Origin of the sequence: Myxococcus xanthus (genome assembly GCF_006402735.1) — a bacterium.
In the GTDB taxonomy this organism is placed as follows: Bacteria; Myxococcota; Myxococcia; order Myxococcales; family Myxococcaceae; genus Myxococcus; species Myxococcus xanthus_A.
The window spans coordinates 5,019,132-5,040,577 of the sequence record NZ_CP017174.1 but is presented as its reverse complement, the minus strand read 5'-3'; the positions used below and the strand labels follow the sequence as shown (position 1 = coordinate 5,040,577).

18 protein-coding genes and 1 pseudogene are annotated in these 21,446 nt (G+C 69.0%); 8 read left to right on the top strand and 11 right to left on the bottom strand.

What is annotated here, in order from left to right; translation table 11 throughout:
- Positions 1-74: 74 nt before the first annotated feature.
- A complete protein-coding gene (locus BHS09_RS20660) occupies positions 75-272 on the bottom strand; it encodes a hypothetical protein (protein WP_140798681.1) in 198 nt (65 codons plus the stop codon).
- On the opposite strand from BHS09_RS20660, the gene BHS09_RS20655 reads away from it, so the two are divergent.
- Positions 263-1,348 (top strand): MBL fold metallo-hydrolase, encoded by a 1,086-nt coding sequence (locus BHS09_RS20655; RefSeq protein WP_140798680.1) that lies wholly within the window; start codon positions 263-265, stop codon positions 1,346-1,348. The two genes, BHS09_RS20660 and BHS09_RS20655, sit on opposite strands and share 10 nt — an antisense overlap.
- Positions 1,349-1,384: 36 nt before the next feature.
- On the opposite strand, the gene BHS09_RS20650 is transcribed toward BHS09_RS20655, so the two are convergent.
- From BHS09_RS20650 to BHS09_RS20615, 7 genes and pseudogenes are all read right to left on the bottom strand, one after another.
- Entirely contained in the window at positions 1,385-1,864 is a 480-nt protein-coding gene (locus tag BHS09_RS20650) for a (2Fe-2S)-binding protein (protein ID WP_140792450.1), read from the bottom strand.
- A gap of 2 nt (positions 1,865-1,866) precedes the next feature.
- Positions 1,867-4,023, bottom strand: coding sequence for a xanthine dehydrogenase family protein molybdopterin-binding subunit (locus BHS09_RS20645; protein WP_140798679.1), 2,157 nt, complete (start codon positions 4,021-4,023; stop codon positions 1,867-1,869).
- A 112-nt stretch (positions 4,024-4,135) separates the two neighbouring features.
- Positions 4,136-4,486 (bottom strand): annotated as a pseudogene (locus BHS09_RS40315) (DUF3857 domain-containing protein); the annotation flags it as partial.
- A gap of 63 nt (positions 4,487-4,549) precedes the next feature.
- Positions 4,550-5,824: a hypothetical protein gene (locus tag BHS09_RS20635; protein WP_140792448.1), complete on the bottom strand. Its 1,275-nt coding sequence runs from the start codon at positions 5,822-5,824 to the stop codon at positions 4,550-4,552.
- 488 nt (positions 5,825-6,312) lie between these two features.
- Positions 6,313-7,710 carry a DUF1552 domain-containing protein gene (locus BHS09_RS20625; RefSeq protein ID WP_140798678.1) on the bottom strand — a complete coding sequence of 466 codons (1,398 nt, stop codon included), beginning with the start codon at positions 7,708-7,710 and terminating at the stop codon, positions 6,313-6,315.
- A gap of 5 nt (positions 7,711-7,715) precedes the next feature.
- On the bottom strand, positions 7,716-10,043 hold the full coding sequence (locus BHS09_RS20620; RefSeq protein ID WP_140798676.1) for a DUF1588 domain-containing protein: 2,328 nt from the start codon (positions 10,041-10,043) through the stop codon (positions 7,716-7,718).
- Positions 10,044-10,725: 682 nt separating this feature from the next.
- Positions 10,726-12,390 (bottom strand): Ig-like domain-containing protein, encoded by a 1,665-nt coding sequence (locus BHS09_RS20615; RefSeq protein ID WP_140798675.1) that lies wholly within the window; start codon positions 12,388-12,390, stop codon positions 10,726-10,728.
- A gap of 337 nt (positions 12,391-12,727) precedes the next feature.
- Between BHS09_RS20615 and BHS09_RS20610 the strand changes: the two genes are divergently transcribed.
- Both BHS09_RS20610 and BHS09_RS20605 read left to right on the top strand, forming a co-directional pair.
- Complete coding sequence (locus BHS09_RS20610) at positions 12,728-12,994, top strand: hypothetical protein (RefSeq protein WP_237077279.1); 267 nt, start codon at positions 12,728-12,730, stop codon at positions 12,992-12,994.
- Between the two features lie 202 nt (positions 12,995-13,196).
- Positions 13,197-13,556 (top strand): hypothetical protein, encoded by a 360-nt coding sequence (locus BHS09_RS20605; RefSeq protein ID WP_237079718.1) that lies wholly within the window; start codon positions 13,197-13,199, stop codon positions 13,554-13,556.
- Between the two features lie 75 nt (positions 13,557-13,631).
- On the opposite strand, the gene BHS09_RS20600 is transcribed toward BHS09_RS20605, so the two are convergent.
- Genes BHS09_RS20600 through BHS09_RS20590 form a run of 3 tightly spaced genes read right to left on the bottom strand, consistent with a single transcriptional unit; the run spans position 13,632 to position 16,466 of the window.
- On the bottom strand, positions 13,632-14,744 hold the full coding sequence (locus tag BHS09_RS20600; RefSeq protein ID WP_140798674.1) for a hypothetical protein: 1,113 nt from the start codon (positions 14,742-14,744) through the stop codon (positions 13,632-13,634).
- A gap of 1 nt (position 14,745) precedes the next feature.
- The gene (locus BHS09_RS20595) at positions 14,746-15,582 is read right to left on the bottom strand and encodes an ABC-2 transporter permease (RefSeq protein ID WP_140792442.1); all 837 of its coding nucleotides are present in this window, start codon (positions 15,580-15,582) and stop codon (positions 14,746-14,748) included.
- A complete protein-coding gene (locus tag BHS09_RS20590; RefSeq protein WP_140800718.1) occupies positions 15,579-16,466 on the bottom strand; it encodes an ABC transporter ATP-binding protein in 888 nt (295 codons plus the stop codon). Before BHS09_RS20590 ends, BHS09_RS20595 begins: the two co-directional genes overlap by 4 nt.
- A 298-nt stretch (positions 16,467-16,764) precedes the next feature.
- Between BHS09_RS20590 and BHS09_RS20585 the strand changes: the two genes are divergently transcribed.
- The 5 genes from BHS09_RS20585 to BHS09_RS20565 all read left to right on the top strand — a co-directional run bounded on the left by BHS09_RS20585 (position 16,765) and on the right by BHS09_RS20565 (position 21,404).
- Positions 16,765-16,974, top strand: coding sequence for a hypothetical protein (locus BHS09_RS20585; RefSeq protein WP_237077276.1), 210 nt, complete (start codon positions 16,765-16,767; stop codon positions 16,972-16,974).
- Between the two features lie 64 nt (positions 16,975-17,038).
- A complete protein-coding gene (gene hemB / locus BHS09_RS20580) occupies positions 17,039-18,007 on the top strand; it encodes a porphobilinogen synthase (RefSeq protein WP_237077275.1) in 969 nt (322 codons plus the stop codon).
- A 204-nt stretch (positions 18,008-18,211) separates the two neighbouring features.
- The gene (locus BHS09_RS20575) at positions 18,212-18,589 is read left to right on the top strand and encodes a hypothetical protein (protein WP_174259312.1); all 378 of its coding nucleotides are present in this window, start codon (positions 18,212-18,214) and stop codon (positions 18,587-18,589) included.
- Positions 18,586-19,230 (top strand): RDD family protein, encoded by a 645-nt coding sequence (locus tag BHS09_RS20570; protein WP_174259311.1) that lies wholly within the window; start codon positions 18,586-18,588, stop codon positions 19,228-19,230. Before BHS09_RS20575 ends, BHS09_RS20570 begins: the two co-directional genes overlap by 4 nt.
- Positions 19,215-21,404: a D-alanine--D-alanine ligase family protein gene (locus BHS09_RS20565; RefSeq protein WP_140798673.1), complete on the top strand. Its 2,190-nt coding sequence runs from the start codon at positions 19,215-19,217 to the stop codon at positions 21,402-21,404. The genes BHS09_RS20570 and BHS09_RS20565 overlap by 16 nt, the downstream gene beginning before the upstream one ends.
- Positions 21,405-21,446 lie beyond the last annotated feature (42 nt).

The window sequence follows — 21,446 nt, the reverse complement described above, 5'->3', positions numbered from 1 at the left end:
GCCAGGCCTTGGAGGAAGGTGACGATGGCCTCGACCGTCTACCCCTCCTCGCTGAACACGGCCTGGAGGTTCTGTCAGTCCTCCTCGATGGCGTTGACGAGCACGATGCAGGTGGGGAGCATCACGTCGTCGATGAACTTCTGCACCGGCTCGGGCAGGTCCTCCACGGGGCCGCCGCCCAGGAGCATGCCACGGATGTCCTTGTTGACGACGCGGCGGTACGCATCCTTGATGGTTTCAGGGCGAATGCGAGGGACTCGGAATGCAGGCACTCGGAAGCAAGGCGCAGGGGGCTCGGCTGGAGCGCATGAAGGCGTCACCGCGCTTCAAGGACGGCACGTTCCACAACACCTTCCCGGTGAGTCAGGGGCTGAAGAAGGGCACCGCTGTCTCGACGATGAAGGAGTTCCTCTGGGGAGGTCAGCGGCGGGTGCCAACGGGCGTGCTGCCCATCGTCAGTCCGCTCGAGCAGTGGCTGCGCCCGGTGCAAAGCGGGCTCCGCGCAACATGGCTCGGTCATTCCACCGTCCTGCTCGAGGTCGATGGAATGCGCGTGCTGACAGACCCGGTGTGGGGAGAGCGCATCTCTCCGCTCCCCTTCGCGGGACCGAAGCGGTTTCACCCCGCGCCGGTGAAAATCGAGCAACTTCCCCCGCTCGACGCGGTCGTCATCTCGCACGACCACTACGACCACCTCGACTATGCGACCCTCCTTCAACTCATCCCGCTCGGTGTCCCGTTCGTCACCTCGCTCGGGGTGGGGGCGCACCTGGAGGCGTGGGGCGTGCCCCCTGAGCGAATCACCGAGCTCGACTGGTGGGAGTCCGTGCAGGTCGGCAGCCTGACCTTCACCGCGGCGCCTTCGCAGCACTTCTCGGGGCGCGGCGTGGCCGATAGGAACCGGACGGCGTGGTCGTCCATCGTGGTGCGCGGCCCACGTCACGCCGTCTTCTTCAGCGGCGACACGGGCCTGACGCAGGAGTACGTCGAGATCCGGCAGAGGCTGGGACCGTTCGACCTCATCCTGCTCGAGGTCGGCGCGTGGGACCCGGCCTGGGGAGACATTCACCTCGGACCGGAGAACGCGTTGAAAGCGCATGAGTTGCTGGGCGGTGGCGCCTTCTTGCCGGTCCATTGGGGCACGTTCAATCTCGCCATCCATTCCTGGGACGAGCCCGCGGAGACGCTCGTGAAGCTCGCCCCGGCGAATGCGCCGCTGGTCATGCCGCGGCTCGGACAGCCGATTGAGCCGCGCCAGGTGCAGTCCATTGACCCCTGGTGGCGCGAGGTCGAGCAGACCGAGACGGAACCGGCGCCGGAGGGGGCCGTGACAGAGCCCGCTGACTGACGAAGCCGCCGAAGTGCGTGACAAGCACTGTCACCATCACCCGCCGCCCGCGCCGCTTCGCAGCAGCAGGGCGGCGCGCTTGATGGCGGCGCGGATGCGGACATAGGTGCCACAGCGGCAAACGTTGTCGCTCATCGCCGCGTCGATGTCCGCGTCAGAGGGCTGGGCGTTCCTCTTGAGCAGCGCCACGGCGGCCATGATCTGCCCCGGCTGGCAGAAGCCGCACTGGGCCACGTCCTCATCCATCCACGCCTGTTGCACGGGATGCAGTCCCTGAGCGCCCAGCCCCTCGATGGTGACCACCTCGCGGCCAGACAGTCCACCCACCGGCTGGATGCAGGGGCGGAAGGCCTCGCCGTCCAGGTGACTGGTGCACGCGCCGCACACGCCCACGCCGCAGCCGTACTTCGGGCCTGTCACGCCCAGCACGTCGCGCAGCACCCATAGCAGCGACAGGTCCTCGGGCGCTTCCACCGACACCGTCTGGCCATTGAGGATGAACTGATGTGCCGGCATGCTCAGACTCCCTCTTCGAGGATGGGAAAGCGGGTGGGCATCGAGCCTCGCGCCCGGGCAATGGCGTTGGTCAGGGCCGCCGCCGCGCTGGGATAGCCGAGCTCGCCCACGCCGCCCACCCGGTCATCCGAGCGGACCAGGTGCACCTGGATGTCGGACGGGACGTGCTTCATGCGCATCCAGCGATAATCCGCGAAGCTGCCCTCGCGCACCGCGCCCGCATCGATGTGGATTCCCGCGCTCAGCGTGGTGGACATCGCGTCCACCGCCGCGCCCTGGAGTTGGGCCTCGATGCCCTTGGGGTTGATGGGCAGGCCGACATCCGCGGCGATGACGATGCGCAGCACCCGAGGCGTCTCTCCCGTGACGTCCACTTCGATGAGGTGCGCGATGGCGCTGTCCCACTCCTCGAGGACGGCGACGCCCTGGGCGACACCGGGGGGCAGGCCGCGGCCCCACTGTCCCTCCGTGGCGACCTTGTCCAGCACCGCCTTGAGGCGATTCGACGTGAGCCGCTCGCGTCGTAGCGCGACGGGGTCCACCTGGAGCTCGCGGGCCAGTTCGTCGACGAAGACCTCGTTGGACACGCCCACCTGGCTGGTGAACACCGAGCGGAACGACGCGGTGGGAATTGGAATCGCCACGTCTCGCAGTTCCTGGCTCACCCATCCGAAGCCGTACGGGAGCTTCTGTGAGAGCGCGAAGAAGACCGCGCTGGTGACCTCGGGAAGGACCTCGCCAGCCAGCGAGGTGAGGGCGTCACCGAAGCCGTGGGGGAATGCCACGGTGGGAATGGCGGCGCGGTGATGCCAGCCCAGGATTCGTCCGCCCGGGCCCAGGTAGGCGAGGATGCGGTGGTGACTGGCCGGGCGGAAGCGGCCGTGGCGCATGTCATCCTCACGGCTCCACATCAGCTTCACCGGTCTGCCAATGGCACGTGACACGAGCGCGGCCTCCTCCGCGGCCTCGGTGAAGAACCTGCGGCCAAAGCCACCACCGGCCCGGAGGGTGTGCACCGTCACTTGCCACGGCGTGAGCCCCCAGCCGAGCGCTCGGGCCACCTCGCGCTGCGCGTATTTGGGGTCCTGCGCCCCCACCCAGACCTCCGCCTGTCCGCCTTGCACGCGGGCCACGCAGCTTTGCGTTTCCATGGTCGCGTGCGCCAGGTAGGGGAAGTCGAAGCGTCCCTCCAGCGTCCGCGTGGTGAACAGCGGCGGCAGGGGCCTTGGGCCCATGGCGTCACGCAGGCGGGCCCGGATGTCCGCGTCCGACAGCGCGCTGGCGGGGCCGGGCGTCCAGGTGATGCGCAGCGCCGCGCGCGCCGCGAGCGCCTGTCCGAAGGTTCGGGCCACCACCGCCACGCCAGTGCCCAGGGGTACCACCGCCACCACGCCGGGCATCGTCCGCGCCGAGGCATCGTCGACCGCCTGGACGGTGCCGCGCAGCGTGGGGGGCCGGGCCACCACCGCCGGCAGCGCCTCGGGGATGTCCAGGTCCAGGGCATGGCGCGTGGCGCCCGTGACAATGTCCCTCGCGTCGATGCGGCCGGTGGGCTGGCCCACCAACTTGAACTGGCTCACGGGCCTGGGCTGGCTGGAGACCGCGGGGAGCAGCACGCGAGCGGCGTCCTCCGCCAGCTCACCATAGCCAGCCCGCCGCCCGTCGGGTGCACTCACCCCACCGTGCGAGGTGGAGAGGGTAGGGGCCAGGACGCGCCACCGCAGCGCCGCGGCAGTGACCAGCCGTGCCCGTGCCTCCGCCGCCGCGGCGCGCAGGGGGCCCGTGAGGGAGCGCATCGTTGACGAAAGGCCGGTGAGCTGGATGACCCAGCGAGGGTCCGCGTCGGCGCTGCGCACGTCGACCTGGTCGAGCGCCAGGTCGAGTTCCTCGGCGACGAGCATGGCCACGGCCGTGGTGATGCCCTGGCCCATCTCCGTGCGGGGCAGGGTGGTGACAACGCGCCCATCGGACTGGACGGCGAGATAGAGGCTCAGCGCCGTCGTCGCCCCGTTCAGGGGCTCCGCCGCCTCGGACTCGGGCACGTCGAGCCCCCACCGGGCGGCAATCATCAACGTGGGAGAGGCCATGACCCACGTCAGGAATCGACGGCGGTCCAGCCCCTCGGAAACGGTCGCGTCTGGCTTGAGCATATCCGCCATGGGGCAAAGTCTCACATGCTCGCTCTGTGGGTCCAGCAGCGCGAAGCCGTGCGTCCACCCATCCGACACGCGTGCTGTTCATGTGAGGACTGTGCAGCCTCATCCACACGCTGCCTGCCTCGAAGAACGACTGCGTGTCCTCCACGACGGACTCGATTTCCAACACGCTGCCGGGACGCAGTGCCGGCAGGGGCGCGCGCAGCGCCTTTGCGTCCGTGGAGCTGTCGGGGCCAGGGGCCTCCACGGGCGCGTCGTGCAGCGTCTGCTCGTCGAGCAGGTGCACCTTGCCGTCCGGGGAGATGACACGCGCGGAGCAGCGGCCGTTGCTGGCGCCAGGGGGACCATTCCACGCGGGCCTCGGCCCACGCGCGCCCGCCCGCGTGGGTGAGGATGCGGAAGACGGTGCGTGACGACGCCCGCCATTGGTGCGGCGCGAACTCCGTGTAGCCGTGTCGCCTCGCACGCGGACCGAAGGCAGCGGTCCGCGTGGTGGCCGGCCAGCGGAGCTGGCCTCTCCTTCAACGCCTTAGTACTTGCGCGTGAGCGGAATGGCGGGCACGTCCTTCACCTGCGCCTGGTGCGTCACGCGCGTACCCACGATGTAGTGTGGCGCGAAGGGCTCGTAGACGTTTTGGGCGGCGTAGACGGTCAAGAACTTGTCGGACCCGTAGGCGACGTCTGGCAGGTACTGCTGCGCCAGGCCCTCGCTGGAGATGGGGAAGCCCGAGCCGTCCCATACGTCCCCGTCCTCGTCCCACCGCGAACCCCAGATGCTGTGCGGACCGTTGCGCGTGTCATCCCAGACGACCAGGGACTTGTTGTTGTGGTGCGCGATGCGCGGTGCGGTCTGCGCGGCCGCGGCGATGGTGATGGGGATGCCGTCGGGGTCCTTCACCTTGCCCTGCCCGTTCACCCGCGCGCCGTAGATGTCCGGGTTCCCGTTACGGGTATCGGACCAGACCACCTGGTAGTTCTTGCCCGTCCATTCGACGTCGGGCGTCGTCTGGGCGCCCTCCGCCGTGGAGATGGGGAAGCCGTCGTCGTCGAGGACGGTGCCGTCCTCCTTCACCCTGTTGCCGTAGATGTCCGCGTTCTCCGGGCCCTCGCCGTGCTGGTCAGACCAGACGACCAGGAACTCCTTCTTGCTGTTGTTCCAGGCCGCCGACGCGTCAGCCGCGTAGTTCAAGCCGGCGCTGATGGACCGGTCGGACGACGGGAGCACGACGCCGGCCTTCGTCACGCGCGTGACGAAGATGACCGTCTCGGTGTCACCCGTGACGGTGTACGTCACCAGGCAGATTTTCGGGGAGCACGCGACGCGCGTCGGGCCCTGGAACTCATCCGTCTGGATGACACGGAACACCGGCCCCACGACGGTGCCATCCGGCTTCACGCGAACGCCGTCGACGCCATCCCGGCCCCCCCAGACGACGAAGAAGTGCGTCCCATTGAAGGCGATGCCGGGCTGGGACCCGGTCTCGTCGCTGATGTTGATGCGGATGCCTCCCTTGTCCAGCACGGTGCCGTCTGGCTTCACGCGAGTGCCCCAGATGCCGCCGGTCCGCACGTCGGTCCAGACCGCGAAGTACTTGCCATCACCGTACGCAACCGCGGGCCCGTAACGCGCCACCGCGGCAGGCGTGGAGTCATCCCGATGCGCATCGAGCTCGGCCTCGGCGCTCGTGGACGCCTCCAGCTCCTCGTTGCCTTGCGGCGATTCCAGTTCCGGCGCCACCCCGCAGCCAGCCAGCATGGACCCGAACAGCAGCCCGGCGATGCCGGCTCTCACTTCCCGCTTCATGTGCAGCCTCCCCTTCGCGAACGACGGCGCAAAAGTGGGGGGCTCCACGCGCCCAACCAGCCGCCCGGAGGATGCAGCCCGGATATGGCGGTGGACACGAGATTCAATCCGCGGCCCCTGCGCGCGCGACGCAGGACTCCGGGGCTCCGTGCCTTCAAACAAACGACGGCGGCATGGCCCGGACACGCAGGCGCTGGGTGCGAGCCTCCGCCGTCCGTGCGCTCGGCACCGGCATCGCGGGTGTCCGCGTCGGAGTGCAGTGGGCGTTCGCCGGGGAGGGGACCGCGGGGTACGCAGTCGACTTCGGCGTGCTCGAATCAGGACAGAGTGCCATCGTCGAGTGGAACGATGTCGTCCCAGTTCGGGATGACGGACAGGCTCCGCGCCGAGGCCAGCGCACGAAGGGGAACACCGCCGGCCCAGGAGTGGCACCCGCGAGACATGCCTGCCAAAAACGACGTGGAACCCGCCCAGCCCGCTCTCACGGCTCAGCCATACAGCTCGCTCAGCGGTCCCGGCGCGATGCGCGTGCTGCCCTCCTGCCCGAAGGTGTTGAAGTCCGCGTCTCCGAACGCGTGGCCGAGCGTGTTGAAGAGGTTCGAGACCTGCCGGTTCCGGGCCGCGTCGTACTTTGGGTACACGACCGTGCGCCCGTCGGTCTTCAGGCCCAGCGCGTTGCCGCCCACCACGAGCTTCGGCCACTCACGCGAGGTCGAGTGGTGCTGCTCGCCGTTGTCGGACATGAAGACGATCGCGGTGTGATCCAACATCGAGCCGCTCGCGCCGACCTCGGGCGTGGCGGCCAGCGTCCTCGCCAGGTTCGCCACCAGTTGCACGTGACGGCGGGTGACCTCGGCGACGCGATCCCAGTTCTGCCCCGCATCCAGGCCGTGCTGCAAGCTGTGTCGCGGGATGTCGGTCACGTCCGGGCCGTAGGCCACGTCAAAGCCCGAGGTACCCGTCGCCAGCACCACCGTGTTCGTCAGCCCGCCCAGGAGGGACGCCGTGGCGATCTGGAACTGCGCCTCGAACCACTTCAACGAGTCGGGCGGTGAGCCCGCGCCGGTGATGAGCGGGTTGTCCTTCGGTGCCAGTGGCAGGTAGGGCCGCACGCGTTCCGCCATGCCTTCGAGCTGATCCTCCCGCGTGCGCAGCGACTCGAGCGAGGAGACGTAGCGCTCCAGTTTCAGCCGCTCGTTGGAGTTGCCGCTGAACTCCGCCAGTGCCTTCCGCGAGTCGGCCAGCGCGAAGTCGAAGAGCATCTTGCGATCGCGCCCGTTCGTCGAGCCGCCGAGCAGCGAGCCGAAGGTGCTGTCGAACGCGAGCGACGGGTTGACGATGATGCCCGCGGGCTTGCGTGGTCCGAGCGCGCAGGTCTCGTACACGATCGACACGCGCGCGGAGCTGGTGCCCAGGCGCAGCACGTCGAACGGTGCACCACGGCGCAGGCGAGGTGCGATCACCGCGTCGAAGGTCGCGCCCGCGCCGTTCACCGCGCAGCTCAGCCCGCCCGTCCCGCTGGAGTGCCCGCCGCCCGCGATGAGGTTCGAGAGCCCCAGCAGCACGGCGGAGCGGTTCACCAGGTCGATGTTGCCGGAAGACGCCGCCAGCGGCCCGAGACTGATCGCGCTGGCGAGATTGTCGCCCTCGCGCACCAGCGGCGTGTCCTTGTACGCGTCCCAGAAGATGCGGTCGGAGGTGTTGGCGCGCCCCCCCAGCGCCGCGCGGGTGCCCGTGCTCAGGAGCGCGCGGGGGTAGACGCCATTGCACTCGAGGACCAGCACCAGGCGTGCCGGCAACGCTGACGACTGGGCGTAGACGTCGTGGAAGTAGGGCGCGAAGAGGCCGGCGGCCATGCCCTTCAGGACGGTTCGTCGCGAGAACATGGCAGTTACTCTCCAGCCTGCGGCACACGCCGCGTCTTCCAGGTGTCGCTGGTCATCAGCGTGGTCAGCATCTTGGAGAACGAGCCGTTGTTCTGATCATAGGCCTGCTCCATCTGTGTCAGCGTACATGCGTCGCTCGGGTTCTCCGGGCGGCCCATGAAGTAGCGGAAGGCCTGTCGCAGGAAGCAGCGTTTCACGTGCTGCGAGGTCGCCAGGCGCTCGCTCAACTCCACCGCGTCGCGCACCGGGCCGTCCAGCCCGGGTTCCGGCATCGACGTGAGCGTCGAGCTTCCGTCCGGCGTGGTCCAGCCTCCGCTGGGCGAGCGATCCCGCGCGCGCAGGAAGCCCGCGTGGTTGTAGATCTCGAAGGGCAGGCCGAGCGGCTCCATCAGTCGGTGACAGCCCTGACACTGCGATCCGGCCGTCGCCTCCTGCAGGCGGCGGCGCGCGTTCTTGTCGGCAGCGTGAGCGCCAACCTGGGCTGCCACCTGCACGCTGCTGAGCGGTGGGACGAAGCCGCACAGGAGGTTCTCGCGCACCCATTTGCCGCGGTGGACGATGGACGGATCGTCCTCGAAGTTGCCGCCGTGCGCGGCCAGCCACACCGGGTGGGTCAGCACGCCCGCGCGCTCGGTGGCAGGCAGCGTCTTCCAGCGGCCCGCGACGGTCGCCGGGAGGATCTCGCTGACGTTGTAGGGATGCGAGAGGCCCTTGTGCGAGTCGTACGCCGCGTGCTGCATGGAGGGCACGTAGAAGGTGCGCGTGGTGAGCAGGTTCGCCAGTACGTCCTGATCCTCGACGACCACCCGCGCGATCAGATCGTCGAACTGCTGGATGAAGGTCGGCTCCAGCGGATGGAAGTTGGTGAGCAGGTTGTCGTACGAGACCGAGCTGATGTAGCCGAGCCCCTCGAGTTCGAAGCGCGAGGTCGCCGCCGGGGACTCCTTGAACGCCGCGGCCACGTGCGCGTAGCCGAGCCACTCGCGGAAGAAGCCCGCGACGCCGTCACCCAGCCAGTAATGTCCGCGCTTGGAGCGCTGCTCCTCGTTGTAGTCCTGCACCAGATCGAAGCGCGGTGTCCCGTTCTGGTTGGCGTCGACGCCGCCCAGGTACTTCTCGATCAGGGCGGTGGTCGTCGCATCCTGCTTGAGCGAGCCATCCTTCGCGGCGGTCGCCACGTCCGCCAGATGCCCCTCGAGGGGCGCGGAGAAGTACGGCCACACGAAGCTCGGCGTAGCCGAGGGCGCGCGCCCCGCCAGCGCGTAGGCCAGCTGCGAGCCCAGCTCAAGGCTGGTCAGCTCCACGCGACCGTCGGCAAGCTCACCGCCCATCTCGCGGCGGAACATGGCGCCGGTCATCATCCACGCGGCGTTGGAGATCCGCGTGATGGAGTCCGCGCGGTTTCGCGGGGAGTGGCTCGGCTCCTGCCCGATGACCGTGGTCGCGAAGGCGGTGAGGCGCGTGAGTTCATCCTCGGTGGGCGGGCGGAAGAAGACGCCGAACTCGAGCATCTGGCCAAGGTGGAATCGCTTGCAGGTGTCGCTCGGGTTCGCGTCGTCGAACATGCAGCTGAAGCGTCTGTTGGTGTAGACACGCTCCATCCGGTTGCCGTCCGGGTAGTTCATCGTCCACGGCGCGGCGGCCGCGCCGACCACCGGCAGGAAGAGCTCCACCGTGGCCTCGTCCAGCGTCTCGTCCGTGGCCCAGGAGCTGTACTGCTCCATGGCGCTGGGATCGAGCGGGTTGTCGTAGAAGCTGAACCCGGTCCAGCTGCGCTCGACCGAGCCACCGACGTTGCGGGTGAACTCGCGCCGGTTCAAGCGGCGGATGCGCGTCGGCGCCTCCGAGCGCACGCCTTCGGTGCAACTGAAGAGCACAGACTGATCGAGCAGGTTGGGCTCGGGCACTACGGTCACGGGCGGGCCGCCCGTGCCACTGCAGAGGGGCATCCCCTCCCCGATCCAGGTCTCGAGCGCGGCGAGGTCGGCTGCGCTCGCGCGCTCATGCGGGGCCGGCGGCATCGGAGACGCGTCGTCGCGCATGCGGATGAGCGCGCGCTGGGCGTTGCTGAGCCTCCCATCCATCACCGAACTCACCCGCATGTCGTGCAGGGTGCGCAGCGGCATCGTCGCCCCCTGGGTCGGCAGCGCGCCGTGACAGCTGGCGCAGCGCTCGGCGAGCACCGACTGCACCACGCACGCGGCGCCCAGGTTCCCACCGGGCCCCCCGGGCTCCCCTGGGTTGTTAGGGCCTCCGGCGTTGGTGTTTGGCTCGTTGGAGCCCTTGCACGCAACGAGGCTCAACAGTCCGGCCAGCAGGAGGACGCGGTTCATCCGGCCAGACTGGCACGGACGGCAGGTGGGATAGCAAGCAGTCCCTGCAAAACGGGCGCAGACCTGCCTGGGCACCCTGTGGTGCCGTCGGTGGTGGCTCGCAGGTGAAGTTGCCCGGGTTCAGTGGACAGGTGGATCAAGCTGCCAGCGGCAGTCAAGCAATGCGCCAGCACAGCCATCGACCAAGCCCCGAGCGTGCAGACGCATCCCAACTCACGCATCGGTGAGCTGCTGTCCGACGAATGGAAGCGGCGACGCGTCGCCGAGCCGCTTGACTCAGCCCTCCCACGAGGAACGTGACGAAGACACCGGAGAGGAAGAGGACACAGGCAGTGCAGGCGGGGACGCCAATCACCACATACAGCAGGGTCGACAGGGTGAAGAGTGCGGGCGCATTGTACTGTCGCGGCGATTGCATGGGTGCTCCAACGAGGGGAGGGGCCTTCCGCCGAGCATCGCCGGCGCTCCCTGGTGGCTCACGCCGGACCATGCCTTCTCGCCCAGTCCTTTTGCAGCGCTCGCCGAGCACGGCACCCAACCGTCTTCAACATCTCACGCCACGTCATTCGCCGGACGGTTACGAAGAGAGGCCGCGCCAGCAGGTCTGGCGCGGCCCTTCGACGGGGCACCCGGACAAGGTGAGACCAGGGGGGCTACCGAGGCGTCAGTGCCCGCCTGTGGCTCACGGAACGGTGACCGTCACTGCGTTGCTGCGTTGGCTGTTGCCCGCGCGGTCATACGCGATGGCGACAATGACGTGCGTGCCGGACTTGCCCGTCGTGTCCCACGTACGGGTGAAGGGCGCGGTGGTCGAATAGGGTGTCTGGATGACACCGTCGATCTCGAAGGCGACGTAGTAGAGCGATTGGCTGTCACTCGCATTGGCAGCCAGCGTGACGACACCACTGACGACGTCTCCGTTGGCCGGTGCGGTCAGGACGGACGTGGGCGGCGCGTTGTCGACGATCAGCGAACGGGTGTGCATCGCGACATTGCCTGCCCTGTCAGTCGCGCGGAGGGTCAGGCTGTAGGGGCGATTGGCCAGCACCCGCGTGTCCCACGCGAAGGTGTACCCAAAGCTGGTGGGGCTCGTCAGCGAGCCCTTGAGGTACCCCTCCTGGAAGAACTCGGCCAGGACCACGCCTGAGAGGGACTGGTCCGTCACGGACCAGCCCACGGTGATGTTGCCGCGCACGTAGTTCAGGGTCTGTGGGTTGTACTGGGGCGTGCCCGAAAGAATGATGGGAGCGAAGTTGTCCACCATGACGCTCACCGGGTCGGAGATGCCCATGTTGCCGTCCGCGTCGAAGGCCTGGGCTGTCAGCGCCTGGGTGCCGGAGGCGGACGTCGTCGTGTCCCAGTCCACGATGAAAGGGGGCTGGGTGTCGGAGGCGATGAGGGTGGACCCTGAGAAGAAGTCCACGCGCGTGACGCCGACGTCATCGTAGGCGCTCGCCGCCAGGGTGATGGTGCCGCGCACGGCACTGCCCGGGCTCGGCGAGAGGAGCGTCACGGTAGGGGCTGCGCTATCGGTACACAGCAGGTTTCCGAAGTCCTTCGCGAGGCGCCGCGCGTCGGTGGATTTCGAGCGCGCTGAGTCGAGGACCGATTCCGTCGTGCTCACCTGGAGCCGGCCTGGGGCGGCGGTGAATCGGTCGGTGACGGCCTGGAGGGTGGTGTTGAATGCCTCCGTACCCGGAGTCTGCGTGGCGAGTGCATGCCATTGCCGGGCCCAGTGGAGCGCGTCCGAGGGCTTGGATGCCGGCAGGTCGTACACGAGGGTGGCGGTGAGGGGCAGCGGCTTGCCGTCCGCATCGATTGCATCGAAGACCAGGTGGCCCTCGCCAGCGCTGTGCCGGTCCGAATTGTGGGTGTCCACGTGGTTGACGATGGCCTTCAGCCGCAGCGGCGCCTTCGTCATGTCCAGGGTGCCATCCGCGAGTCTTGGCCACGCTTCGAGGAGCTGGGGCACGAGCGTGCGTGCGACCGCGTCCTGTTCCGCACCCCGCTGGAGCCCGTCGCGGACGAACTCGGAGGGAGCGACGTCGCCGCTCATCTCCGCCAGTCGTCGGCCGAAGCTCCACGCGCCGTCCGCGGCCCCGCGCACCTTGGGCATCGCTCCGGACCAGGCCGTACGCACCGGGTCATTCAGCACGGTCGCATCCTGGATGAGCAGCTCCCGCTCCGGTTTGATGGAGGAGAGGCAATCCAGAGGCGCGCTTGTCTGCAGGAGCTCGGCCTGGGAGCTCTCCGACGCGTCCGGGACATCACCACAACCGATGGATGCCAGGGCCGCCGCGCCAATCAGTGCGGAAAGGCCACGGGCCCCTTTCGAAACGATGCGCATGTGGATTCTCCCTTGAGGAGGCTGTGCTCGCATGGAATTGAGAGCGGCAGCGCGCAACGATATATCAAACAATCGGCTGGGGCGCGCCAGGGGAGGGGAGTGGATGTCGCGACCGAGCCCTGGTGAGGGCCCGCTCTATTAGTGCCTGTCATTATAGGGTGTAATTCTTCAGGGAAAGCCAGCCGCGAGGACTGTCTCTGTCATGGGGCGGTGATCAAGAGCGGCCGGGTCACGCCCTGTTCCCATGTACGGACATCCCGAGAGGCCCGCGGAGGGGACGTGCAGCCGCTGCGGCACCTTCTTGTGTGAAGGCTGCCGCAGGTGGCAGGTGGGGCGCATGCTCTGCCTTCACTGCCACACCGTCGCGCTGGGAGAGAAACCCTCCAAACGCGCCACGCTGGCGCTCATCTTCGCCACGGTGGGGTTCATCGAGTTCGTGCCGGGGCTCGTGGGGCTCGTGCTGGGCTACCAGGAGCTGGCGGCCATCCGGCGCGGTGCCGCTCCTGGCTCAGGGGAGGGATGGGCCGTGCTCGCTCGCAACGTCGGCTGGTTCCATGTTGCCATGCTGGTCATCATCGGCCTCGGCGTGGCCCTGCGAGGCTGAGCCGGCCCCGGGGCTTCGCCACGGCGCCGCCTGAAATCGCCCGTGACTTTGCAATGTCATCCATAGGACAGCTAGCTGCGCCCCCTGACCCGGTTTGGGGTCGACGGAGGGGGATTCACGTGGGGTCGAAGAAGCTGGCACTGGAGAGGCACTTCCAGGCTCGGACACGGACCCGTCGCAGCAGGTCACGCGCGCGGCGAACATGCTCTACTTCCTGGCCGGGGTGAACACCTTGCTCGGCGTCATCGGGCTGCTGGTGGAGAGCGAGGCCCTGGAGGCCGTGGGGATGGGGCTGGGCTCCATCCTCATCGGCGTGGTGGTCGCGGTGCTTGGCTTCTTTACCTACCGGGGCACCCGGGCGGCGCCCATCCTCGCCGGCATCCTGTACATCGCCGATGCGCTCACCACGGTGGTGGATACCGTTACGGAGGGAGGGCGCGTGCCCGTCGTCGCCCTCATCATCCGCGCCTATATCATCATCACACTCTTCCCCGCGGCGAAGGCCGCGGCGGAGCTGCGCCGTCGCGAACAGGAAGACGTGGGCGTGTCGCTTCAGCCGTGATTCCAGGAACGACGACGCCCCCAGGCGGGAAGGCCAGGGGGCGTCGTGGACAGCGCGCAAGCGACGACTCCCGGCCTATCGCTCAGCCGCCTCCGCCGCACTCCGCTCTTCCTTGCAGAACGCCAGTCGCTGCTTGATGACGTCGAGCGGCACCGCCATCTCCAGCTTGAAGGACGTGCCATCCGGCTGGACGCGCGCGAAGTCGAGCAACTGCGCCAGGTCCTTCTCGCCTTCGGCCTGCGCCTTGATGCGCGCCATGCTCAGCGCGGCGCCCAGCGTCTTGCCCAGGTCCGTGACTTCGTCGCCATTCGCGCCGCGGACCTCGGCGACCATCGCCACATCGCCGCTCGCGTCCACGTGGAGCTCCACGTTCTGGGCCACCCGGCGGATGCGGTCCGCCAGCTCCGCCTGCTCCTTGGGCAACAGCCGCGCGAGCTGGTCCACGGAGAGCACGCCATACATCTCCCCGTAGGTGCTGCCCTCGGAGATGGCGGGGGGCTCGTCCGGACCGCGGCCCTCCACCCGGTCCACCACCGCCTTCACCTCGTCCGGCGACTTGCCAATCACCAGCAGCTCGTTGTTCCACGTCGCCACCGCGGCCTCGCTCCGGCCACGCGCCGTGCTCCCATCCGGCCGCGTCACCGTCATGTCGCCCGGCTCGTACACCCGGGCGCCTTCGCCGTAGTCCATGGACACGCGCTCACCCAGCAGCTCCTTGAACTTCGCGTTGCCGAAGTTGCCTGACAGCATCATCCCTTCATCGGTGATGACCAGGCGGTCCAGGTCCTGGAGCGGGTCCACGCCACTGAGGTTCCGCAGCTCCTGCAGCCGCTTCCCGCCATCCCGCATCAGGCAGTCCAGCAGCAGCTCACCAATGGGCGAGTGCCGCAGCGCGTTCGCCTCGATGACCACCGCCGTCTTGCCCTCGCCGCGGGGCAGGGCGGCCAGCAAGGGGTCCCTGGGGCGCGCGCGCTCCTGCGTGCCCGCGTCCACCTGCACGGGCAGGACATGCGTCCGGCGCCGTTCCGCGCGCTCCCGCTCGGGGGCCCGCATCCGCCGGGGGAATTCCACCTTCGGCGTCTCCATGGCGGGCTCTTCACCCTGCCCGGTGAACATCAACACCGCGGCCACCACGAACAGCATCGCCGCCACGACGAGCCACACCCGGCGGCGTCCACGGTTGTCCATGTCAGTAATCCTTTCCCTCGAAGCGCCAGAACCCCACCGCCAAGGCTCCGAATCCAAACACCAGCACACCGAGCAACAGCAAGCCCAGCGAGCGCACCTCCAACGGCGTGGACGCGGCGATGTCGCCCGCGGCCACGGCCAGCGCGGACAGCCGCGGCAACACCAGCGTCACTGCCCGGAAGGCTTCGCGTCCAAAGCCTTCCTCGAAGAAGGGCGTCATCTGCTGCCGGTAGCCCGCGATGATTCCTCCCACCAGGAAGACGAAGCCGGAGGCCGCGCACAGCGCCGCGCTGCGCACCAGCGTCGCCGCCGTCAGCATCACCGCGTACACCGCCGCGAAGCCCACGCACGCCAGCAATCCAGCGATGAGCGGCCCCGCCGTCCAGTACCCCGCCTTCACGCCGAAAATGAGCACCAGCCCCGTCGTCCCATACAGCGTCCCGCCCAGCGCCAGCACCATCACGCCCAGGAACGTCCCCGCCAGCAGGTGCCAGCGCTGGATGGGCAGCGCCAGCAGGTGCTCGATGCGCCCGGGTGACATCAGCGACGGCGCGAAGTCCGAGCACGCGACGATGCCGAACAGGATGCCGCCGTAGAACACCAGGAACGCCGCGGCCTGGTACACGGGCCGCAGGGCCACGTCGACGGAGCGGATGCTCGAGCGAAGCTCCTCGCCGAACAGCCGAGACGCCGCGAGCGCTCCGTCCACCACTTCGATGCGCAAGCTCAGCGCCACCACGGTCAGCACCAGGGTGATGCCCACCATGAAGGCCAGGATGAACTTGCGCGACATCGCCTCACGGAGCACGTAGCCCGCGATTCCCAGGACGGGCTTCACGCTGCGGCCTCCACTGTTCCCATCAGCACCGACTCCAAGTCCGTTCCGTCACGCCGCAACTCCACCATCAATGCCCCCGCCGCGCGCGCCCGGTCCAATGCCCCGTTGAGCGCCGCCGGGTCCTCCGCCTCGACGACGTATTGTCCCTCCGCGACGCCTCGGACGAAGCCTGCCGTCACCAGGACCTCCGTGTTGGCGCCCGGGGCGAAGCGCACCAGCCACCGCACGCCGCCGCGCGCCAGGTCCTCCAGCCGGCCCTCGCGCACCACGCGGCCTTTCGCGAGGATGGCGACGCGGTCACAGACCCGCTCGGTCTCCGCCAGCAGGTGGGAGTTGAGGAACAGCGTCGTGCCTCGCTGCACCTCGTCCTGGAGGATGCGCCGCACCTCCATCCGCCCCATGGGGTCGATTCCGTCCGTGGGCTCGTCCAGCACCAGCAGGGAAGGGGTGCCCACCAGCGCCGCGGCCAGGCCCAGCCGCTGACGCATGCCCTTGGAGTACCCGCCAATGCGCCGGCCCACCGCGTCCGACAGGCCCACGCGCTCCAGGAGGCGCAGGTTGACCGCGGGGTCCACGGGGAGGCCCTTCAGCCGCGTCACCGTCGCCAGGAAGGCGGGCGCCGTCCAGGTTCCGGGCAGGTGCAGGCGCTCGGGCAGGTAGCCGATGCGGGCTCGGATGCGCGGGTCCTCGGGCGAGCCCCCCAGCACCCGGATGGACCCCTCCGTGGGCTGGACGATGCCCAGGATGCTCTTGATGAAGGTTGTCTTGCCCGCACCGTTGGGGCCGATGAGGCCGAAGGCGCTTCCTTCCGGCACCGTCAGGTCCATGCCACGGAGGGCCTCGTTGCCTCCCTTCCGGAAGGCCCGGTGGTACGTCTTCCTCAGTCCCCTCACTTCGATGGCTGGCACCTGGCTGTTCACGATTACGACTGTAGACGACCCTGGCGTCAGTCGATTGCCTCGACTTGCATACCGGGCGGGCAGCCGGGCGCGCTGGGCGGCCACGGCCCACCGCGACGCTCTTTTCGCGCCCGTGGGAAAGCCGCTTCGCACGCCATCCGTGCCTGCCGCGCCGCGGTAGCTCGTTGTTCCGGGGACTTGGCGGCTTGCAGACTCTTTGGAGCTCCACGGTCCGGCCCATGCATCGTCCGGCGGCAAACTCAAGCCACGAGGAGCACCAGACATGACGTACGAGGACCGCATCGAACAGCAGCTGCTGGATGCCCGCCGCGAGCTGGAGCAGGCCGACAAGGACCTGGCGGCCGGGACGGAGGCGGCACGCGTGCGCTACGCCCGCGCCCTGCACGAAGCGGACATCGCCGAGCGCCGCGCCCTGCGGCACGCACGGGAGGCTCGGAACCATCAGAAGAGCTGGAGGCTCGTCGCAGGCTGAGCAGGCGGGCCGGGGGCCCAAAACGATGAAGGCGCGGCGCCGCCGGTTTATACCGGCGAGCGCCATGGCCTATCCCATCCACCGACCCCGCCGCCTGCGCCGCAACGCCGTCCTGCGTGACATGGTGCGCGAGACGCGCCTCGACCCGGGCGACTTCATCTATCCCCTCTTCGTCGTGGAAGGCCGGGACGTGCGCCGTCCCATCGTCTCCATGCCGGGGATCTTCAACCTGTCGCTGGAGCACGTCGTCGCCGAGGCCAGGCAGGCCCGGAAGCTGGGCGTGCCCGCCGTCCTCTTGTTCGGCATCCCCAACCACAAGGATGCCCGCGGCACCCAGGCCTACGCCGACGACGGCATCGTCCAGCGCGCCATCCAGGAGATCAAGGCGGCCGAGCCGGACCTCCAGGTCATCGTCGACGTCTGCCTATGCGAGTTCACCGACCACGGCCACTGCGGCGTGTTGGAAGGCGGCCACGTCGTCAATGACGCCACGCTGCCGCTGCTGGCGAAGATGTCCGTGAGCTGCGCCAAGGCGGGCGCGGACATCATCGCTCCGTCGGACATGATGGATGGCCGCGTGGCCGCCATCCGCGCCGCCCTGGACGAGACGGGCTTCGGCGAGCTGCCCATCATGGCGTACTCGGCCAAGTTCGCGTCCGGCTACTACGGGCCGTTCCGCGAGGCCGCCCAGAACACGCCGACCTCCGGTGACCGCCGGGGCTACCAGATGGACCCCGGCAACTTCCGCGAGGCCCTCAAGGAAGTGGCCCTGGACGTGGAGGAGGGCGCGGACATGATCATGGTCAAGCCCGCGCTGGCCTACCTGGACGTCATCCGCGCCGTGCGCGAGCGCTGGGAGCTGCCCGTTGTCTCCTACAACGTGTCCGGCGAGTACTCGATGCTCAAGGCCGCCGGGCAGAACGGGTGGATTGACTACGAGCGGGTGATGCTGGAGACGCTCACGTCCATGAAGCGCGCCGGCTCCGACCTCATCATCACCTACCACGCCCTGGAGGCGGCGAAGCTCCTGTAGGCAACAGCCGGGCGGGCTCGCGGCGGGTTGACCCTTGATCCGCCGCGCGCGTTGCGTCCAAATGTGCGTCGCACGATGCCAACCAAAAAGCGGCCTGGACGAAAGTCCCAGAAGCCCCCGCCCCAACGCCGGCCCACCGCGAAGAAGCGGTCCGGCGCCGGTCGCGCGGCCCGTGTCCCCCCCCCAGTGCCCTTGCAGTACAAAGTGGTCGAGCTGTCCACGGTGGACGAGGGCGCCCTGGAGCGCACCCTCAACGAGTGGACGACCCAGGGCTGGAACCTCGACGGCATCCAGTTCGCGATGCGCGAGTCCTCCAAGCGCCCGGCCATGGCCTTTGTCCTCTTCACGCGCCAGGGCAGCCCCGCCAGGCATGATGAAGACGCGGCGCGCGGGCGGCTGTTGCGGATGTCGGAGACGGGCAGCCCCACCGCGGCGCTCGCGGCCGAGTACACGCGCGAGCACGCCGAGTGGGCCGCGCCCATGATTTCTCCTTTGAGCGCCCACGAACGGCTGGCGCGTCTGGCGGGGCTGGACGAGCCCGAGCCGCGCGAGGAAGGCCTCACGCTGGAGCCGGAGGAGTGAGCACCGCGCGAAGCCGCGTGTTCATGGCGGCAAGTCGGCAAGGGGGCCGCGCCTTGCGGTTGGTGTCCGGAGACGCGCAACCCGATTCCCCCTATCCCAAGGCCTCGCTCTGGCTGCGCGGCGGCGCGCGGGCGGTGGACGTGTCGGTGGCGTGGGGCCTGTACGTCGTGGGGGGGGCGGCGGGCGCGGTGGTGGCGCTGCTGTTCCTGCTGCTGGCGGACGGGATGCTCCAGGGCCAGAGCGTGGGCAAGCGCATCTTCGGCGTGAAGGTGATGCACCTGCCCACGCGTTCGGCGGCGCGGCACCGCGACAGCACCCTGCGCAACGCGCCGCTGGCGCTCATCGTGCTGCTGGGCATGATGCCCGCGCCGCATGGGACGGTGGCCGCGGCCGCCGGGCTCATCGTCATCGGCAGCGTGGAAGCATGGCGCGTGCTGAGGGATCCGCTGGGCTGGCGGCTGGGCGACACCTGGGCGCAGACGCAGGTGGTCGACGGGAAGGTTGTCGCGGGCGTAACCGTTGCAGCTCGCACGCCGGTCGCGCATGAGCGCGCCTCCGGCAGGCTCATGTCCGCGGCGAAGGTGCGCCGTGGACGCTCGTCGTTCAGGAAGCGAAGGGGGTACCCGTGCGCATCGCGCTGACCCACAACCTCAGGCTGTCTGATTTGGAAGAAGAGGCGGAGTTCGACACGCAGGAGACGGTCAACGCGCTCGCGGCGGCCATCGAGCGCATCGGCCACCGGCTGGAGCGCTTCGAGGTGAGCGGCCCGGCCTCGCGCACCGTGGCGCGGCTGGAGGCCTACAGCCCGGACCTCATCTTCAACACCGCAGAGGGCCGCCGCGGCCGCTTCCGCGAGGCCTTCTATCCGGCCCTCTTCGACGAGCTGGGCTTCCCGTACACGGGCTCGGACGCGTACGCGCTGGCGGTGACGCTCGACAAGCAGCTCACCAAGCTGGTGCTGTCCAAGCAGGGCATCCGCACGCCCGGCTGGCAGTACGTGGAGAAACTCAGCGAGCTGTCCGCGGAGAACCTGCGCTTCCCCGTCATCGTGAAGCCCAACTTCGAGGGCTCGTCCAAGGGCATCAGCCAGGACTCCATCGCGGAGACGCTGGACGAGGTCCGCGCCAAGGTGGCCGCCGCGCTGGAGAAGTACCCGTCCGGAGTGCTGGTGGAGGAGTACATCTCCGGCCGCGACCTCGCCGTGCCGTTCCTGGAGTCGGTGGACAATGACTACGACGGCGTGCTCTCCCCGGTGGAGTACGTCATCGACCCGGCCGTCACGCAGGGCCGCAAGTACGCCATCTACGACTACGCGCTGAAGACGTCGCGGGAGGGCACGGTCAGCGTGCGCGCCCCGGCGCAGATTCCGCCTCGCACGGCGGAGGACATCCGGCGGATGGCGCAGAAGGTGTACCGGGCGCTCGACTGCCGCGACCTGGGCCGCATCGACGTGCGCCTCAGTGACGCGGGCGTGCCGTACTTCCTGGAGATCAACGCGCTCCCCAGTCTGGAGCCGCGCGCGGGCATCTACGCGGCGGCGGAGCTGGACGGCCTGCACCTGGATGGGGTCATCAACTCCATCATCACCAGCGCGGCGAAGCGGTACAAAATCAAGGACTCGTCGCGTCGCCAGGGCAAGCCGGCGCGCAAGAGCGGTCCGCTGCGCGTGGGCTTCAGCTTCAACGTGAAGCGCGTGAAGCCCACGGCCACGGCGGAGACGGTGGAGGACAGCGAGGCCGAGTACGACTCGCCGAACACGCTCCAGGCCATCCGCGAGGCGATTGCGTCGTGGGGCCACGAGGTCATCGACCTGGAGGCCACGGCCGAGCTTCCCTCGGTGCTGTCGAGCACGCCGCTGGATGTGGTGTTCAACATCGCGGAGGGCTTCAAGGGCCGCAACCGAGAGAGCCAGGTCCCGGCGCTGCTGGAGCTGCTGGACATCCCGTACACGGGCTCGGACCCGGCCACGCTGTCCATCGCCCTGGACAAGGGCCTGGCGAAGAAGATTGTCCGGCAGGCTGGCATCCTCACGCCCAACTTCCAGCTCATGGCGACGGGCAAGGAGCGCCTCAACAAGGAGTTCACCAGCTTCCCGCTCATCGTGAAGCCGGTGGCGGAGGGCAGCTCCAAGGGCGTCGTCACCAAGAGCGTCTGCCACAGCGAGGCGGAGCTGCGCGAGGTGGTGCGCGAGATTGCCGGCAAGTACCAGCAGCCCGCGCTCATCGAGGAGTACATCCGCGGCCGCGAGTTCACCGTGGGCCTGCTGGGCGAGCGGCGGCCCCGCGTCCTGCCGCCCATGGAGATCGTCTTCCTGGACCGGGAGGAGAAGAACCCCGTCTACAGCTTCCAGCACAAGCTCGATTGGACGGACCGCATCCGCTACGACGCGCCGGCGAAGCTGGAGCCCGCGCTGCTGGAGCGGCTGCGCACGGCGGCGCGCAACTCGTTCATGGCGCTGGGATGCCGCGACGTCGCGCGCATCGACTTCCGCATGGACGACAAGGGGCGCATCTACTTCATCGAGTGCAATCCGCTGCCGGGCCTGACGCCGGGCTGGAGCGACCTGGTGCTCATCGCCCAGGGCGCTGGCATGGACTACCGGGGGCTCATCGGCGAAATCATGGCCCCCGCCATCCGCCGCTACAAGGAGCGCGAGGCGCGCCGCGCCGCCAGCGAGCACCCCGCCTCGGTGTTGCGCAAGAGCGTGCCCCTGGAGGAGGGGACTCCCACCGCCGCGCAGCCCGTGGCCGCGACGGCCCCCGCACCGGCGTCACCGGCGGTGGAGCCGTCACCGCGCGTGGACGCGAAGGCCTGAGGCCCACGCGACGCCCCGGCCGCCCCGTCCCGTGCCTCCTCT

Bases quoted from the DNA above. Each gene is read 5' to 3' on its own strand.
- BHS09_RS20655 (WP_140798680.1), top strand. From the start codon at position 263: ATGCAGGCACTCGGAAGCAAGGCGCAGGGGGCTCGGCTGGAGCGCATG.
- BHS09_RS20650 (WP_140792450.1), bottom strand. From the start codon at position 1,864: ATGCCGGCACATCAGTTCATCCTCAATGGCCAGACGGTGTCGGTGGAA.
- BHS09_RS20645 (WP_140798679.1), bottom strand. From the start codon at position 4,023: ATGGCGGATATGCTCAAGCCAGACGCGACCGTTTCCGAGGGGCTGGAC.
- BHS09_RS20635 (WP_140792448.1), bottom strand. From the start codon at position 5,824: ATGAAGCGGGAAGTGAGAGCCGGCATCGCCGGGCTGCTGTTCGGGTCC.
- BHS09_RS20625 (WP_140798678.1), bottom strand. From the start codon at position 7,710: ATGTTCTCGCGACGAACCGTCCTGAAGGGCATGGCCGCCGGCCTCTTC.
- BHS09_RS20620 (WP_140798676.1), bottom strand. From the start codon at position 10,043: ATGAACCGCGTCCTCCTGCTGGCCGGACTGTTGAGCCTCGTTGCGTGC.
- BHS09_RS20615 (WP_140798675.1), bottom strand. From the start codon at position 12,390: ATGCGCATCGTTTCGAAAGGGGCCCGTGGCCTTTCCGCACTGATTGGC.
- BHS09_RS20610 (WP_237077279.1), top strand. From the start codon at position 12,728: ATGCTCTGCCTTCACTGCCACACCGTCGCGCTGGGAGAGAAACCCTCC.
- BHS09_RS20605 (WP_237079718.1), top strand. From the start codon at position 13,197: ATGCTCTACTTCCTGGCCGGGGTGAACACCTTGCTCGGCGTCATCGGG.
- BHS09_RS20600 (WP_140798674.1), bottom strand. From the start codon at position 14,744: ATGGACAACCGTGGACGCCGCCGGGTGTGGCTCGTCGTGGCGGCGATG.
- BHS09_RS20585 (WP_237077276.1), top strand. From the start codon at position 16,765: ATGACGTACGAGGACCGCATCGAACAGCAGCTGCTGGATGCCCGCCGC.
- hemB (WP_237077275.1), top strand. From the start codon at position 17,039: ATGGCCTATCCCATCCACCGACCCCGCCGCCTGCGCCGCAACGCCGTC.